Origin of the sequence: Ruegeria arenilitoris (genome assembly GCF_013030985.1) — a bacterium.
Classification (GTDB): Bacteria; Pseudomonadota; Alphaproteobacteria; order Rhodobacterales; family Rhodobacteraceae; genus Ruegeria; species Ruegeria arenilitoris_B.
On record NZ_WPYP01000006.1, the window covers coordinates 81446 to 98542 of the forward strand.

14 protein-coding genes are annotated in these 17097 nt (G+C 61.5%); 8 read left to right on the forward strand and 6 right to left on the reverse strand.

Annotated features, from left to right (window positions below; translation table 11 throughout):
• Positions 1-45 precede the first annotated feature (45 nt).
• Positions 46-1704 carry an NAD+ synthase gene (locus GOX88_RS13275; protein WP_170402550.1) on the reverse strand — a complete coding sequence of 553 codons (1659 nt, stop codon included), beginning with the start codon at positions 1702-1704 and terminating at the stop codon, positions 46-48.
• A gap of 146 nt (positions 1705-1850) precedes the next feature.
• Between GOX88_RS13275 and GOX88_RS13280 the strand changes: the two genes are divergently transcribed.
• On the forward strand, positions 1851-3299 hold the full coding sequence (locus GOX88_RS13280) for an MORN repeat-containing protein (protein ID WP_170402553.1): 1449 nt from the start codon (positions 1851-1853) through the stop codon (positions 3297-3299).
• 10 nt (positions 3300-3309) lie between these two features.
• On the opposite strand, the gene GOX88_RS13285 is transcribed toward GOX88_RS13280, so the two are convergent.
• The gene (locus GOX88_RS13285) at positions 3310-3975 is read right to left on the reverse strand and encodes an SDR family NAD(P)-dependent oxidoreductase (protein WP_170402556.1); all 666 of its coding nucleotides are present in this window, start codon (positions 3973-3975) and stop codon (positions 3310-3312) included.
• A gap of 288 nt (positions 3976-4263) precedes the next feature.
• Here GOX88_RS13285 and GOX88_RS13290 point away from each other — a divergent pair, with 288 nt between their 5' ends.
• Positions 4264-5838, forward strand: a complete 1575-nt coding sequence (locus tag GOX88_RS13290; protein ID WP_170402559.1) for a 2-isopropylmalate synthase — start codon at positions 4264-4266, stop codon at positions 5836-5838.
• 161 nt (positions 5839-5999) lie between these two features.
• Here the strand turns inward: GOX88_RS13290 and GOX88_RS13295 are convergent, their stop codons facing one another.
• The gene (locus GOX88_RS13295) at positions 6000-6791 is read right to left on the reverse strand and encodes a 23S rRNA (adenine(2030)-N(6))-methyltransferase RlmJ (RefSeq protein WP_170402561.1); all 792 of its coding nucleotides are present in this window, start codon (positions 6789-6791) and stop codon (positions 6000-6002) included.
• 155 nt (positions 6792-6946) lie between these two features.
• Between GOX88_RS13295 and GOX88_RS13300 the strand changes: the two genes are divergently transcribed.
• Genes GOX88_RS13300 through GOX88_RS13325 form a run of 6 tightly spaced genes read left to right on the forward strand, consistent with a single transcriptional unit; the run spans position 6947 to position 13513 of the window.
• Positions 6947-7993 carry a rod shape-determining protein gene (locus tag GOX88_RS13300; protein WP_039523195.1) on the forward strand — a complete coding sequence of 349 codons (1047 nt, stop codon included), beginning with the start codon at positions 6947-6949 and terminating at the stop codon, positions 7991-7993.
• A gap of 58 nt (positions 7994-8051) precedes the next feature.
• The gene (mreC, locus tag GOX88_RS13305; RefSeq protein ID WP_170402564.1) at positions 8052-8954 is read left to right on the forward strand and encodes a rod shape-determining protein MreC; all 903 of its coding nucleotides are present in this window, start codon (positions 8052-8054) and stop codon (positions 8952-8954) included.
• Positions 8947-9483, forward strand: a complete 537-nt coding sequence (locus GOX88_RS13310) for a rod shape-determining protein MreD (protein ID WP_170402567.1) — start codon at positions 8947-8949, stop codon at positions 9481-9483. The genes mreC and GOX88_RS13310 overlap by 8 nt, the downstream gene beginning before the upstream one ends.
• Positions 9480-11429, forward strand: coding sequence for a penicillin-binding protein 2 (mrdA, locus tag GOX88_RS13315; protein WP_170402570.1), 1950 nt, complete (start codon positions 9480-9482; stop codon positions 11427-11429). Before GOX88_RS13310 ends, mrdA begins: the two co-directional genes overlap by 4 nt.
• Entirely contained in the window at positions 11426-12565 is a 1140-nt protein-coding gene (gene rodA / locus GOX88_RS13320; protein ID WP_170402573.1) for a rod shape-determining protein RodA, read from the forward strand. The genes mrdA and rodA overlap by 4 nt, the downstream gene beginning before the upstream one ends.
• A gap of 15 nt (positions 12566-12580) precedes the next feature.
• The gene (locus GOX88_RS13325; protein ID WP_170402576.1) at positions 12581-13513 is read left to right on the forward strand and encodes a 2-hydroxyacid dehydrogenase; all 933 of its coding nucleotides are present in this window, start codon (positions 12581-12583) and stop codon (positions 13511-13513) included.
• Here the strand turns inward: GOX88_RS13325 and GOX88_RS13330 are convergent.
• From GOX88_RS13330 to dut, 3 genes are read right to left on the reverse strand one after another with little or no spacing between them, the layout of a single operon-like run.
• Entirely contained in the window at positions 13510-15525 is a 2016-nt protein-coding gene (locus GOX88_RS13330) for a M3 family metallopeptidase (RefSeq protein ID WP_170402579.1), read from the reverse strand. The two genes, GOX88_RS13325 and GOX88_RS13330, sit on opposite strands and share 4 nt — an antisense overlap.
• 56 nt (positions 15526-15581) lie before the next feature.
• On the reverse strand, positions 15582-16628 hold the full coding sequence (locus GOX88_RS13335) for a HesA/MoeB/ThiF family protein (RefSeq protein WP_170402582.1): 1047 nt from the start codon (positions 16626-16628) through the stop codon (positions 15582-15584).
• Positions 16628-17083: a dUTP diphosphatase gene (gene dut, locus GOX88_RS13340; protein WP_170402585.1), complete on the reverse strand. Its 456-nt coding sequence runs from the start codon at positions 17081-17083 to the stop codon at positions 16628-16630. Before dut ends, GOX88_RS13335 begins: the two co-directional genes overlap by 1 nt.
• Positions 17084-17097 lie beyond the last annotated feature (14 nt).

The following is a 17097-nucleotide window of genomic DNA, read 5'->3' on the forward strand; positions in this document are numbered from 1 at the left end:
CCACGAAACACTCTTTTCGGCGTTTTTCAGCGACTCCCGCTCAGTTCAGCCCCGATCCCGCCAGCGGTTCACAATCGGATACCGGCGGTCCAGCCAGAAAGCCCGGCTGGTCAGCCGTGTTCCTGGGGCGGACTGAAAGCGCTTGTACTCGCTGATATAGATCAGATGCTCGACCCGCCGCGCGTCGGCCTCGTCGAAACCGGCGGCCACGCAGTCGGCGACCGAGCCCTCCTGATCGACCAGAATATCCAGAATCGCGTCCAGAACCGGGTAATCGGGCAGGCTGTCGCTGTCCTTCTGATCTTCGCGCAGTTCGGCGCTGGGGGGTTTGTCGATGACCGAGGGGCGGATCACTTCGCTCGCAGGCCCCATCATCCAGTCGCGGTGATTGGCGTTTCGCCAGCGACAGGTCTCGAACACGCGGGTTTTGTACAGGTCCTTGATCGGGTTGTAGCCGCCATTCATGTCGCCGTAGATCGTGGCATAGCCCACCGCGACCTCGGATTTGTTCCCGGTGGTCAGCAACATCTCGCCAAACTTGTTCGAGATCGCCATCAACAGCAATCCACGCAGGCGGGACTGGATGTTTTCTTCGGTCAGGTCTTCATCACGACCGGCAAAGAGCGGGGCCAGAGTCTCGGACACCGCCGCCCGGCTGTCCGAAATCGGCACATAGTCGTAGTGCACGCCCAGCGCCTTGGCGACGGCCTCGGCGTCGTCCAAAGAGGCCTGACTGGTGTATTCCGAAGGCAGCATCACGCAGCGGACATTCTCGGCCCCGATTGCGTCCACGGCAATGGTGGCGACTAAGGCGGAATCAACCCCGCCTGACAGGCCCAGCAGAACCTTCTTGAACCCGGTTTTGCCCATGTAGTCGCGCAGAGACTGTACCATCGCGCGATAGTCCTGCTCCCATTCATCGGGCTGCGGCACGATCTTGCCCGGCACAATGCGCCAGCCGTCATCGCCACGCTCAAGGTCGATATGAGTCACGACCTCATCGAAAACCGGCATCCGGAACGCAAGCTCTCCGCCCGGGTTCAGACCGAAGGTGGCCCCGTCAAAGACCTGATCGTCCTGCCCGCCCACCATGTTAAGGTAGATCAACGGCAGGCCCGTCTCGACCACGCGGGCGACCATATGGTTCAGGCGAACGTCGTATTTGTTGCGGAAATAGGGCGAGCCGTTGGGGATCAGCAGGAACTCGGCCCCGGTTTCCTCGAGCGTTTCGGCCACGTCGGTGTGCCAGCCATCTTCGCAGATCGGGCTGCCGATGCGCGTATTGCCAACCGCATAAGGTCCACCCAACGGACCAGAGTCGTAAAGGCGCACCTCGTCAAACACGGTTTCATTGGGCAGGTGATGCTTCAGCACCTTGCTGCCGATCCGGCCGCCTTTGAGGATCAGGTAGGCATTGTACAGGCTGCCCCCCTCGACCCAGGGACCGCCAATCGCTACCGCCGGGCCGTCAGCGCATTGCGCGGCCAGTTCTTTGACCGTTGCCATTGCCGCCTGGTGAAAGGCGGGCTTCATCACCAGATCCTGCGTATTGTAGCCGGTGATGAACATCTCTGGGAACGCCACCAGATCGGCCCCGGCCTCGCGCGCCTGTTCCCACGCCGTTAATGCCTTGGCGGCATTACCTTCAATGTCCCCCACGGTGGGGTTGAGTTGCGCCAGAGTGATGCGGAAACGGTCGGCCATGCTGCCCTCTTGCCCTCGTCGGTCTTACTGCCATTTAGCAGATCATTGCGCGAGTGAAAGGCAAATGCGGCAAAACCCGTTGCTCTGCCCCTGCGCGTGCCGTAGTTTTGCGAAAAAGGAAGAACCCCGGACAGGCAGGACCGATCATGAACGCATTTCGCCTTTCAATTGCCGCATCCGCGATGGCTCTGATTGCTGCGGGCGCAACCGCGCAGGAAGCTCAGGTGGATGACGAGGTCGGGGGCGTCTACGAAGGCACCTTTGAAAACGGCCTGCGCCACGGGACCGGCACCTACCGCCTGCCCAACGGGTTCGAATACAGCGGCGAATGGGTCGAGGGCGAAATCAAGGGCGCGGGCATCGCCCGTTACGTCGATGGCTCAATCTATGAGGGGATGTTCGCCAAGGGTCAGCCCGAAGGGCGGGGCAAGATCATCTATGCCGATGGTGGCAGTTACGACGGCGAATGGGCTGACGGTGCAATCAACGGCACGGGCACGGCCATCTACGCTAACGGCGTGCGCTATGAGGGCGGATTTCAGAACGCCCGGCATCACGGCAAAGGCGTGCTGAGCGAACCGGGCGGCTACAGTTATGACGGCGACTGGGTGGAAGGCGTCAAACAGGGCAAGGGCAAGGTGACCTATGCCAATGGAAGCATCTACGAAGGCGACATCGGCAATGGTCAGCGCCACGGTCAGGGCAGCCTGACCAGGCCTGACGGGATGACCTATGTCGGCGACTGGGTCGAAGATCGCATCACCGGCACCGGGCGCCTGGCTTATGTCAACGGGGACCTTTACGAGGGCGAACTGGTGGATAGTCGGCGGCAAGGCAAAGGCAAGATGACCTATGCCAAAGGCGATGTTTACGAAGGCGACTATGCCAACGACCTGCGCCACGGCAAGGGGACCTATACCGGTACGGACGGGTTCCTTTATACCGGTGAATGGACCGATGGCCTGCTTGAAGGGCTGGGCGAGGTGACCTACCCGGACGGCTCGGTCCATGTCGGGGACTTCAAGGCCGATCTGGCCGAGGGCAAGGGCCTTATCACCTATCCGGACGGCTCGACCTACGAGGGGGACTGGATCGCCGGGGTGATCGAAGGCGAAGGGGTTTCGACCTATCCCAACGGCACCGTCTATAGGGGCCAGTTCAAGAACGCCAAAACCCATGGCAAGGGCATTCTGACCATGGCAGACGGGTCCAGCTATGAAGGAGACTGGGTGGACGGTTTGCGGCAGGGCAACGGGCTGTCCACCTATCCGGACGGCACCACCTATTCCGGAGAGTTTCTGGCCGGAAAACGCCACGGGCAGGGCGAGATCATCATGGCGAACGGGTTCACCTATTCCGGGGAATGGACCGAAGGCAAGATTACCGGAGAAGGAACTGCGACCTATCCCAACGGCGATGTCTACGAAGGCACTTTCGTGGACGCGAAACGCCATGGCGCTGGCACCGTACGCTATGCCAACGGCGAAACGGAAACCGGCATTTGGAACAACGGCACGCTGACAACGGCAAACGATGCTGCTCCCGAAGCGGCCCCCGAGACGGCTCCGTCAGACTCGGACAACACCGACGGCTGACGCAAAACCGCTACCACGGCACCGGTTGCCCCGCCCAGTCAAAGAATCCGCCGGTATCGTCCGGGGTCAGTTGCCCCATCACGCCCAACAGGTTCGATGCGGCCTCGTCCGGGGTAACAGCAGGATTTCGTCCGAGGTATTTCCGGGTGAACTCCGTTTTCACTGTCCCGGGATGCAGCGCAACACAGATCGCCTGTTTGTGGGTGCGGGCGAGCTCGATGGCCGCCGTGTGAACGATCTGATTGACTGCCGCTTTTGCCGCCCGGTAGCTGACCCAACCGCCCAGCCGATTATCCCCGATCGAGCCCACGCGCGCCGAGAGCACGGCGAAAACCGCGCGCCGGTTGCGGGGCAACAGGCGTGTCGCGTGCCCCAAAATCAAGGCCGGGCCCACGGCATTCAGCGCGAACTGGTCCATCATCACCTGCGCAGATGCAGCACGGATTGTCTTTTCCGGGACCGCGCCGTTGATCTCTAGCGCACCCGTCGCAACAAGGATCAGATCGAACGACCCGGTGAGCGTACTCAAAGTGCGGTGCACGCCATCAGGATCAGTCAGGTCAAACCCCTCTGTCGAACGTGCCAGGCCGGTCACCGCCACACCTTGCCGGCTCAGGTGCTGACACACTGCCTGTCCGATCCCTCCTGATGCGCCAATGATCAGTGCGTTTTCCATGGCAAACCACCTAGCCGCCCGCCTGCGCGGATCAATGCGGCACGGAAAAGAAACCGCTCACCTGCAGTTACGTCGCAAATTGCTCTTTTCATTCCGGGGCGGCTCTGTATAACCTCATCCCCATGATCAACCGCGCAGATATCCTTGTTGCCGACACCGCCCTTCGCGGTGCGTCTCTGCGTGGCCTACTGATCCTAATCCGCCTCTGAGCGTGCCATCCGGCGCGCCCGCTCAGAGGAGGACGCCCGCGCGCCATAGGCTTTAGGACAGAAGAAGAAAGAGAATCCCATGACCAACGTGACCGACCAAGACCGCGTCTTGATCTTCGACACCACTTTGCGCGACGGCGAGCAAAGCCCCGGCGCCACCATGACCCATGACGAAAAGCTCGAGATTGCCGAACTGCTGGACGAAATGGGCGTTGACATCATCGAAGCCGGTTTCCCCATCGCATCCGAAGGCGATTTCAAAGCGGTGTCCGAAATCGCCCAACGGTCGAAAAACAGCCGCATCTGCGGTCTGGCCCGCGCAAATTTCGCCGATATCGACCGCTGCTGGGAGGCGGTGAAACACGCCGGGAAGAACCGGATTCACACCTTTATCGGCACCTCTCCGCTGCATCGCGCCATTCCGAACCTGACGCAGGACGAGATGGCCGAGAAGATCCACGAAACCGTCAGCCACGCGCGCAATCTGTGCGAAAACGTGCAGTGGTCGCCGATGGACGCAACCCGGACCGAATGGGACTACCTGTGCCGCGTGATCGAGATTGCGATCAAGGCCGGGGCGACCACGATCAACATCCCGGATACAGTGGGCTACACGGCACCGTTGGAATCTGCCGACCTGATCAAACGCCTGATCGAAACCGTGCCGGGCGCGGACGAGGTGATCTTTGCCACCCATTGCCACAACGACCTTGGCATGGCGACAGCGAACTCTCTGGCCGCTGTGGCCGGCGGCGCGCGCCAGATCGAATGCACCATCAATGGCTTGGGTGAACGTGCAGGCAACACCGCGCTGGAAGAAGTGGTTATGGCGCTGCGCACCCGCAACGACATCATGCCATGGAACACGGGAATCGACACTACCAAGATCATGCATATCTCACGCCGGGTGGCGACGGTGTCGGGCTTCAACGTGCAGTTCAACAAGGCCATCGTCGGCAAGAATGCATTTGCGCATGAAAGCGGCATCCATCAGGACGGGATGCTGAAGAACCGCGAAAACTTCGAGATCATGCGCCCCGAGGATATCGGGCTGTCGGGAACATCCTTGCCCTTGGGCAAACACTCGGGCCGTGCGGCATTGCGCGATAAGCTCGAAACGCTGGGTTATGAGGTGGGCGACAACCAGCTTAAGGACATCTTCGTACGGTTCAAGGATCTGGCTGACCGCAAGAAAGAGGTGTTCGACGACGACCTCATTGCGTTGATGACGCTGGATGATGACGAGAGCAACGACCATCTGCAACTGGTGTCGATGAAGGTCACCTGCGGCACCGGTGGTCAGGCGGAATCGACTGTTGAACTGGAAGTGGACGGCATGGACGTCATCGCAACCGAACACGGCGACGGGCCGGTGGATGCGACGTTCAAGGCGATCCGCGTGATCTATCCGAACACCGCCCGGCTGCAGCTCTATCAGGTGCATGCGGTGACCGAAGGCACGGATGCGCAGGCCACGGTTTCAGTGCGCTTGGAAGAGGATGGCATGATCGCCACCGGTCAATCCGCCAACACCGATACGGTGGTGGCCTCGGCCAAGGCTTATATTCACGCGCTGAACCGCCTGAAAGTGCGCCGCGAAAAAACCGGCCCTGGCGCCGACGCGCGCGAGATCAGCTACAAAGACCTGACTTAAACGACAGGCAGGGGCTCCCGCACCCGCGGCGGCCCGGCTTCGCCGACCCTTCTTGGGTTTTGGGCCCGGCAGCGCGCCTGCGGCGCGCTGCCGGGCCCAAGTCGATTGGCTGCATCTTTGATGCGGACAAGCGAGGCGGGAGCACCACCTCTTTTCAAAAATTAAGCTCTCAGAGATTTGAACAGCGTTGACAGGCGGGCCATTTCATCCTCAAGCCCATAGGGCGCGTTGATGATGAACATACCTGACCCCACCATGCGATGCCCTTCCCTCACGGGGTCGAACCTGACTTCGTGGCACAGGGTCTTCGGCAGGTCCTGAGATTTCAGAGCGGAAATCATCGCACTGTGGCGTTTGTCCGTCAGGATCGGGTACCACAACGCAATCACACCTACATTCCACTTACGATGCAATTTGCCGATTATTCCGGGCAGGCGGTCATATTCCGACTTCACCTCATAGCTTGGGTCGATCAGCATCATACCGCGTCGTGGCGTAGGGGGCAGCAGGGACTGCGCCAATTCGTACCCGTCCTGCTGGTACACCTTGGCCCCATAAGATGACATCGCCATGGCCAGCGCGGAATGTTCCTGCGGGTGCAGCTCGGCAAAATGCAGGCTGTCCTGATCTCTCAGCAAATTGGCGGCGATCAGTGGCGATCCGGGGTAAGCCTCAGCCCCATGCCTTTTCTGAACAGCGCGGATCGCCTGTTCCAGCGGATGATCCGCGTCAAACCACTTGGCCTGCTGGACGCGCCGGATGCCGGCCTCGGCCTCGCCCGTGCGCACCGCTTCTGCCGCATCGAGCTTGTACAACCCCCGACCCGAATGGGTTTCCAGATAAGTCAGCGGTTTGTCTTTACGGGTCAGATACTCCAGCACAATTGCCAATAAAGCGTGCTTTTGCACATCAGCCAGATTCCCAGCGTGGTAAATGTGTTGATAAGAGAGCATTTTGCCTTCTAAAGTCCCTGTCATAAAGGCGGAAAGGTGCTGATTGTCGCGGAATCAGCCCTTTTACCGGGCGAGATGGCACCCTATAAGACATCCGTCCCGGAACCGTCGAGTCGCGGGCAGTAGAAATTCTGACGAACGGGATCATTGAAAACATGGGCATCTTTGGCAATCTGGGCGGCCTGTTCACAGCGGACATGGCTATCGACCTTGGGACAGCGAACACGCTGGTATATGTCAAAGGGCGCGGCGTGATCCTGTCGGAACCATCCGTGGTGGCCTATCACGTCAAGGATGGTGTGAAAAAAGTGCTGGCTGTTGGCGAAGACGCCAAGCTGATGCTGGGCCGGACTCCCGGCTCGATCGAGGCGATCCGCCCGATGCGTGAAGGTGTGATTGCCGATTTCGACACAGCCGAAGAAATGATCAAGCACTTCATTCGCAAGGTGCACAAACGCTCGACCTTCTCGAAACCCAAAATCATCGTCTGCGTTCCCCATGGCGCAACCCCGGTCGAGAAGCGCGCGATCCGTCAATCGGTTCTGTCCGCTGGCGCCCGTCGCGCGGGCCTTATTGCGGAACCTATCGCTGCGGCCATTGGCGCAGGGATGCCGATCACCGATCCGACCGGAAACATGGTCGTCGATATCGGCGGCGGCACCACAGAGGTTGCGGTTCTGTCGCTGGGCGACATCGTGTACGCCCGCTCGGTCCGCGTTGGTGGCGACCGGATGGACGAGGCCATCATCTCGTACCTGCGTCGTCAGCAGAACCTGCTGGTCGGCGAATCCACCGCTGAGCGTATCAAGACCACCATCGGCACCGCGCGTATGCCCGATGACGGCCGCGGCCAGTCGATGCATATCCGCGGCCGCGACCTGCTGAACGGCGTGCCGAAGGAAATCGAGATCAGCCAGGCCCAGGTGGCCGAGGCGCTGTCGGAACCCGTCCAACAGATTTGCGAGGCGGTGATGACTGCGCTGGAAACCACGCCGCCCGATCTTGCGGCGGACATCGTGGACCGGGGCGTAATGCTGACTGGCGGCGGTGCACTGCTGGGCGATCTGGATCTGGCCCTGCGCGAACAGACCGGTCTGGCCGTATCGATAGCCGATGAAAGCCTGAACTGTGTGGCTTTGGGGACCGGCAAGGCTTTGGAATACGAAAAACAACTGCGCCACGCGATTGACTACGAAAGCTAAGGCGCGCACCCTTTGCAAATAGGGTAAACTCGGCACGAGCAGCACGGGAAGGAGTCCTGTGGCAAAAGACCGATCACAGCGCGACGAATATACCACCCCCTTGCGCCGCCTGCTGTTGGGGATCGTGGTGCTGTGCCTACTGGCCATCTTTCTGGTCTGGCGTATCGACAGCCCGCGGGTGGAACGGTTCCGTGCACAGGTCGTCGATCGGGTCGTGCCGTCGATGGAATGGGCGATGGTGCCAGTCACCGCCGTGGTCAATCTGGCCCGTGATTTCCAAAGCTATCAGCGCCTGAGCGAACAGAACCAGGAATTGCGCAGCGAGTTGCGCCTGATGCGCGCCTGGAAAGAGGCCGCGCTGCAGCTGGAGCAGGAAAACGCCAGGCTGCTGGATCTGAACAATGTGCGCCTCGATCCGCGTCTGACCTATATCACCGGTGTTGTGATGGCCGACAGCGGCTCGCCCTTCCGGCAGTCGGTGCTGCTGAACGTAGGTGAACGCGACGGCATTACCGATGGCTGGGCCACGATGGACGGGATCGGTGTGGTTGGGCGCATCTCGGGCGTGGGACCGGACACGGCCCGGGTGATCCTGATGACCGATGCGTCCAGCGCGATCCCGGCGACGATTCAACCCTCAGGCCAGACCGCCCTGATCACGGGCGACAATACTCCGGCCCCTGCCGTCGAGTTTCTGGAGAACCGCGAACTGGTCCGCCCCGGTGACCGCGTTGTGACCTCGGGTGATGGCGGCGTATTCCCGGCCGGTCTGCTGATCGGCCAGATCACCGCCGATCCCGGAGGCCGCCTGCGGGTGCGTCTGTCGGCAGACTTCGAACGGCTCGAATTCCTGCGTGTGCTGCGGTACCAGTCAGCCCCCACCATTCGGGACCCGGGCCGCATCGTTGGCCCCACCCAGCCCGCAGCGGCCTTGCCTCCGGTGGAGGTGGGCGATGGATAGCCAAACCTCGCAGCTTTGGTCCAAGCGGGGCCTTTACCTGTTTCTGGCCGCACTGATCCTGTTCCTGCACCTGTTGCCGCTGGATACAAAACCGAACCGCTGGCCCTTTCCGGATCTGCTGATTGCGCTGACCTTTGCCTGGGTGCTGCGGCGGCCCGAATATGTGCCGACCCTGCTCGTCGCCATCGTCATGCTGATGGCCGATCTGTTGCTGCAGCGCCCGCCCGGCCTGCTGGCGGCACTGGTGGTTCTTGGGGCTGCTTACCTGCGTTCGGCCGCGTTCGGCTTGCGGGATTCGGGCTTTGTCGGCGAATGGTCCACCGTCGCCGTGGTCATCACGGCTGTTTTTATGCTGAATCGGATCGTTCTTGCTATTCTGTCGGTGCAACAGGCAGCATTGGGGCCCGTGGTGATCCAAGTGGTTCTGACAATTGCGGTTTATCCTCTGATCGTTCTGCTCAGCCAGAACGGATTCGGGGTGCGGCGTAAATCCTCGGCCGAAGCCGGCGCATTGGGGGCACGGGGATGAAGCAACGCAAACCCAAAGCCCAAGGCCTCGCCTATAAACGTCTGCCTCGCAGGGCACTGATACTGGGTGGACTGCAGGCCGCCTTTATCGGCGGACTGGCCGCGCGAATGCGATTCATGCAAGTGGATCAGGCCGATGAATACCGTCTGCTGGCCGAGGAAAACCGGATCAATATCCGCCTGATCCCGCCGACCCGTGGCCGAATCTATGATCGAAACGGAGAGATCATCGGTCAGAACTCGCCCTCATACCGGATCGTCATGGTGCGCGAGGATGCAGGCGATGTGGACGAGGTGATCGCCAATCTGTCTCAATTGATCCCCCTGACCGAGGATGAGATCGCGCGAGCCAAAACTGAGATGCGCCGCTCGGCCCCGTTCCTGCCGGTCACGCTGGCCGATCAGGTCACGTGGGAAGATATCTCGAAGGTCGCCGTCAACGCCCCAGCTCTGCCCGGTGTGATCCCCGAAGTAGGGCAGACCCGGCAATACCCGCGATATGAGGACTTCGCCCATGTGGTTGGCTATGTCGGCCCGGTCAGCGACTATGACCTGAGCCAGATCGCAGACCCTGAACCGGTGCTGCGCATCCCCCGGTTCCAGATTGGCAAAGTCGGGCTGGAAGCCAAACAAGAGATCGCCCTACGCGGCAAGGCCGGGGCCAAGCGCGTCGAGGTCAACGCCACCGGCCGCGTGATGCGCGAACTGGACCGGCAGGAAGGCACCGCCGGGGCCGATCTGCAGCTTTCGGTGGACGCTGACCTGCAACAATACGCGCAGGCCCGGCTGGCAGGTGAAAGCGCCGCCGCCGTGGTGATCGACTGTGAATCCGGCGATATCCGCGCAATCAGTTCCGCCCCCAGTTTCGATCCAAACCTGTTCGTACGCGGTATCTCAGTCGCAGACTACCGGACGCTGACGCAGGACAACTACCGCCCACTTGCGAACAAGACGGTGCAGGGCACCTACCCCCCGGGCTCGACCTTCAAGATGATCACTGCCATGGCTGCGCTTGAGGCCGGTGTGATCGGGCCGTCCAACACCGTCTATTGCCCCGGCCATCTGAAGGTTGGCAGCCGCCGCTTTCACTGCTGGAAACGGGGCGGCCATGGCACGGTTGATCTGGAAACCTCACTGAAACGCAGCTGCGACGTGTATTACTACGACGTGGCCTTGCGGGTGGGGATCGACAAGATCTCTGACATGGCGCGCACCTTCGGGCTGGGCGTCAAGCACGACATTCCGATGTCCGCCGTGGCTGCCGGGCTAGCGCCCAATCAGGAGTGGAAGCAGCGCGTGCATGGGCAAGACTGGCTGGTGGGCGACACGGCAAACGCCTCGATTGGTCAGGGCTTCATGCTGGCCTCGCCGCTGCAACTGGCGGTGATGACGGCGCGCATTGCCACGGGTCGGGCGGTGGAGCCAAGGCTGGTGCGCTCGGTGAACGGGGTTGAACAACCCTCGGGCGCGGGCGAGCCGCTGGCGGTAAACCGCAACAACCTGGAGCAAGTGCGTCAGGCGATGTTCTCGGTCTCGAACGACCGGCGCGGCACCGCTTACCGCAGCCGCATCATCGCGGACGAGTTCCGGATGGCAGGCAAAACCGGCACCAGCCAGGTGCGCAATATCACCAAGGCCGAACGTGCCGCTGGCGTGATCCGCAACGAAGACCTGCCATGGGAGCGCCGTGACCACGCGCTGTTCGTCAGCTTTGCGCCTTATGACAATCCGAAATACGCGGTTGCCGTGGTGGTCGAACATGGCGGAGGCGGTTCCAAAGCCGCCGCCCCGGTGGCCCGTGATATCATGCTGCAGGCGCTCTATAACGGCACACCCCCACTCGAGGCTTATCCGACCGCCGACCGGGACCGCATCAAGGAACAACAAAAACGGCTGGAAGGCGACCGCCGCCCCAAAGCGCGTCCGACCGAGAAGGACCGCGCATGAGCTATCTTGAATACGCTGTCAAATCCACGCCCTCGGGGCTCCGTAAGTTCCTGTATATGAACTGGCCGCTGACGCTGCTCTTGATCAGCGTGGCCAGCGCCGGGTTCCTGATGCTGTATTCGGTGGCCGGCGGATCATGGACGCCGTGGGCCGAGCCGCAGATGGAGCGTTTCGGGCTGGGGCTGACCGTCATGTTCATCATCGCGCTTGTGCCTATCTGGTTCTGGCGCAACATGTCGGTGCTGGCCTATCTCGTCTCAATCGCCCTGCTGGTGTTTGTGGAGTTCTTCGGAACGGTCGGCATGGGTGCGCAACGTTGGATCGACCTTGGCTTCATGCGACTTCAACCCTCCGAAGTCATGAAGGTCGCGCTCGTCATGGTTCTGGCGGCCTATTACGACTGGTTGCCATCTCATAAAACGTCGCGGCCACTTTGGGTGTTGATCCCGGTTGTCCTGATCCTGATCCCCACATTCTTTGTTTTGAAACAACCCGATCTTGGCACCTCGATCCTGCTGTTGGCGGCGGGCGGAGGGCTTATGTTCCTGGCAGGTGTTCACTGGGCCTATTTCGCCGCCGTTATCGCAGCCGTGGTGGGTCTGATCGCCACGGTGTTCAACAGTCGTGGGACCGAGTGGCAGTTGCTCAAGGATTACCAGTTCCGCCGGATCGACACTTTCCTTGATCCCTCGACCGATCCGCTGGGCGCGGGCTATCACATCACCCAGTCCAAAATCGCGCTGGGGTCCGGTGGCTGGAACGGGCGCGGGTTCATGCAAGGAACGCAATCGCGGCTGAACTTCCTGCCCGAGAAACACACCGATTTCATCTTCACCACGCTGGCCGAAGAATTCGGATTTGTCGGCGGCATCACCCTTCTGACCCTCTATGGCCTGATCCTGATTTTCTGTCTGGTCACCGCGCTGTCGACCAAGGATCGGTTCTCGTCGCTGGTCACACTGGGCATCGCGCTGAACTTTTTCCTGTTCTTTGCCGTCAATATGTCAATGGTGATGGGGCTGGCCCCGGTTGTGGGCGTGCCGCTGCCGATGGTCAGCTATGGCGGCTCGGCGATGCTGGTTCTGATGGCCGCCTTCGGTATTGTCCAAAGCGCCCATATCCACCGCCCTCGCTGATCTGAAAGGCCCCTCATGCCCGTGAACATCCTGTTTTCCGCGCGCCCTGCCCTGTGGCCCGTCTATGAGCCGCTGCTGACCAAGTACCTGACCGAAGCGGGGCTGGGCTTTCGCCTGAGCACCGAGTTGGAGCCGGATCAGGTCGACTATGTGGTCTATGCGCCGAATGGCGGGCTGTTGGATTTCACACCTTACACGCGGCTGAAGGCCGTTCTCAGCCTCTGGGCCGGGGTTGAGAAGATCGCGGACAACGACACCCTGACCGTCCCGCTGGCACGGATGGTGGATCACGGCCTGACACAGGGCATGACCGAGTGGGTGGTCGGCCACGTGCTGCGATATCACCTTGGAATGGATCAGCACATCACCGTTCAGGATGGCGTCTGGACACCTGACGCACCGCCGTTGGCCACCGAACGCCGGGTTTGCATTCTGGGCCTCGGCGCGTTGGGCGAGGCTGCGGCCCGCGCGTTGACCGCGTTGAATTTTGACGTCACCGGTTGGAGCCGTTCCGCCAAGGATATCCCCGGCGTCACATGTTTGCATGGCGAGGACGGGCTGCGCGCCGCCCTGTCACAGGCCGAAATCGTTGTCCTGCTGTTGCCGGACACACCTGCCACGACAAACACGCTGAACGCCGAAACACTGGCCCTGCTGCCCAAGGGCGCGCGTATCATCAATCCCGGTCGCGGACCGCTGATCGACGATGACGCCCTGTTGGACGCGCTGAACTCAGGTCAGGTCGGCCACGCCACGCTGGACGTGTTCCGGGTCGAGCCTTTGCCGGAAGACCACCCCTATTGGGCGCATCCGAATGTGACGGTCACCCCGCATATAGCCTCGGAAACGCGGCCCGTGACGGCAGCGCAGGTAATCTGCGAGAACATTCGACGAGGCGAGGAGGGCGAGCCCTTCCTGCACCTCGTTGATCGCAGTTTGGGCTATTAAGCGGCGATCAAGCCGCGTCCTTTCAGCAGAGCCTCAACCCCCGGCAACTTTCCACGGAACGCCAGGTAGAGTTCCTCGGCCTCGCGCGAACCGCCGGTGGACAGGATGTTGTCCTCCAACGCTTTGGCGCGTTCAGGGTCAAAAGCCCCGCCCGCCTCTTCAAACGCGGCAAAGGCGTCGGCGTCCATCACCTCGGACCACATGTAGCTGTAGTAGCCCGAGCTATATCCGTCGCCCGCAAAGACATGCGCGAAATGCGGCGTCGCGTGACGTATCCCGATGGCCTGTGGCATCCCGATCCCGGCCAGCACCTCGGCCTGTTTCGCCATCGGATCGGCTGGGGCTGCACCATCATGGAACGCCAGATCGACCAAAGCCGAGGCGACATATTCCACCGTCTGGAACCCCTGATCGAAATTGGCGGCCTTGAGCACTTTCTCCAGCATTTCCTGCGGCATCGGCTCATCGGTTTCCGCGTGAGTGGCGAATTCGGCCAGAACCTCGGGCACCTCCAGCCAATGTTCGTAAAGCTGGCTGGGCAGTTCGACAAAATCCCGCGCAACCGATGTGCCCGAGATGCTTTCATAGGTCACATTCGACAGCATCTGGTGCAGGGCGTGGCCGAATTCATGGAATAGTGTTCGCGCGTCGTCATAGGACAACAGCGCCGGATCACCCTTGGCAAAGTTGCAGACATTGATCACGACCGGCGCCTGTATCTTGGGAAACTTGGCCTGCGACCGCATCGCACTGCACCACGCGCCGGACCGTTTCGATCCGCGCGCGAAATAGTCGCCGATGAATACCGCGATATGCTCACCGTTGCGCGTGACCTCCCATGCCCGGCAATCCGAGTGATAAAGCGGTACGCCCAGCGACGCGAACTCCAGCCCGAACAGGCGATTGGCGCAGGCAAAGGACGCCTCGATCATCCGGTCCAACTGCAGGTATGGCTTGAGCGCAGCCTCATCCAGATCATGCTCGGCCTTGCGGCGTTTCTCGGCGTAGTAGCGCCAGTCCCACGCGGCCAGAGGCCCGTTGACGCCGTCCGCCTGCATCATCTGCGTCAGGATTTCCGCATCCGCATCGGCGCGGGTCTTGGCGGGCTCCCACACCTGCATCAGCAAGTCTCGGACCTTGTCAGGCGTGCGGGCCATTTCGGTTTCCAGCTTGTAGGCCGCGAAATTGTCATAGCCCAGCAGCTTGGCCCGTTCCTCGCGCAATTGCAGGATTTCAGCAGCAATGTCACGGTTGTCTGTCTCTCCGCCATTGGCGCCCCGCGCGGTCCATGCGCGATAGGCCTTTTCCCGCAGGTCTCGGCGGGGCGAAAATTGCAGGAAGGGCACGATCAGCGAGCGGGACAGGGTCACCACCGGACCATCCGCCCCCTTTTCCTGCCCCGCGGCGCGGGCGGCATCCACCACGAAACCCGGCAAGCCTTCCAGATCATCCTCGGAAAGGTCCATGGACCAGTCGCGTTCATCGGCCAACAGGTTCTGGGTAAACGAGGTCCCCAGCGAAGCGAGCCGCGCCTTGATCTCCTGCATCCGGGAGTCCTCATCGCCCTCAAGCGCCGCGCCGGACCGCACGAATCCCCGATGGGTCAGCATCAGAACCCGCGCCTGTTCGTCGGTCAGGTTCAGTTCGTCCTTGCGCGCCCACAGGTCGGCTACCCGCTGAAACAGAGCCTTGTTCGAGGAAATCCCCGAGAAATGCGCCGCCAGCTTGGGAGAGAAGTCGCGTTGCAATTCCTCACGTGCCGAATTGCTGTCCGCCCCAGCGACAGTGAAGAACACCGACAGAACCTTGTCCATCTCCTCGCCTGCCGCCTCAAGCGCTTCGATCGTGTTGGCAAACGTGGGCGCGTCCGGGTTCCCCGCAATCGCGTCGATCTGAGCGTTATGGGCCTGCATTGCTTGATCCAAAGCGGGGGCGAAATCTGTGTCCGCAATGTCCGCGAAGGGTGCGATTTCAAACGGCGTGGTCCAGTCGGACAGGATCGGATTGGTCATGCATGTCTCCTTTGACCACAGAGTTAGGAACGGCAGGCCGGATGATCCAGAGCGGTTTACGCCGCGGATCCACAAACCGGACAATCGGCTCGGCGCGACAGAGTGATCTTGCGGCTTTCGCCATAGAGCGCGTCATAGATCAGCATCTCACCCCGCAGGGCCCGCCCGGCCCCGGTGATCACCTTGATCGCTTCAACCGCCATCATCGAGCCGACCACGCCGGGCAACGGCCCGATCACGCCCGCCTCGGCGCACGAGGGGGCCAGGCCGGGGGCCGGCGCTTCGGGGAAGATACACTGATAGCAGGGCGCGTCATTGGCGGGGTCAAAGACGCTGAGTTGCCCTTCCCATTGCGACAGTGCGCCCGAGATCAGCGGTTTGCCCAACGCAACCGCTGTTCTGTTGGCCAGATAGCGGGTATCGAAATTGTCGGTGCCGTCGAGAATCAGATCAAAGTCGGCGAACAGGTTGTGGGCGATTTCTTCGGTCAGGCGACGGTGATAAGGCAGAACCGTGACGTTGGGGTTCTGAGCCTCCATCGCCTGCTGGGCCGAAAACACCTTGGGCATCCCGATATCGGCATCGCGGTGGATCACCTGCCGTTGCAAGTTGGCGTTTTCGACCTCATCATCGTCGATCACGCCGATGGTGCCCACTCCGGCAGCGGCCAGATATTGCAGGGCAGGCGCACCCAGCCCCCCGGCGCCGATGACCAGCACACGGGCCTTTTTCATTTTCTTCTGACCCGGCCCGCCCAGTTCACGCAAAACGATGTGGCGGGCATAGCGTTCCAGTTCGGTTTCAGAGAATTGGTCGGATGGCATCGCGGGCTCCTTGGCGGCGGTAGGGGCTGCGCGGTCTCGCAGCGCTTTCAGCACCCTCCCGTAAACCAGAACCAGAATGGCCGCGCCACCCAAGATCAACCATAGCGAAGCAGAGCCGCCAGTCGCCTGACGCAACGGATGGCCATCCGGTAGCACCAGCTGAGCCGTAATCACGCCCAGCAACAGAACTCCGACCGAGGTCATGCGCGCAGTCCGGGACACTCCGGCCATATAGCCGATGCCCCACAGGCCCGCAGCCAGGATCAGGACCAGCAGCATCAGCCGCGTCCGGTTGAGCCGAACCCACCCGCGCCGCGGACCGTGTCGCTGAGCGCCTCCACCGACTCGAACGCGGCCTGTACCACGGGGGCCACAACCAGTTGCGCAATGCGTTCACCATGAGTGACCTCGAACGCCTCTTGCCCGGCGTTCAGGACGATCACGCCCAGCGGGCCGCGATAGTCGCTGTCAATCGTGCCGGGGGTATTGGGCAGGGTGATGCCGTGTTTCAGCGCCAAGCCGGAGCGTGGACGTACCTGCACCTCGAACCCCTGCGGGATTTCGATACGCAACCCGGTGGGCACCAAGGCGCGCTGACCGGGTTCCAGCGTGATCGAGGCCCCGTCCGGCAGATTTGCCCGCACATCCGCACCGGCCGCCCCGGAGGTTTCGTAAGACGGCAGAGGGACCGACGGATCAGACCCTTCCTCTCGGATCACACGAATAGCAACCATCACTGCTCCTTTGG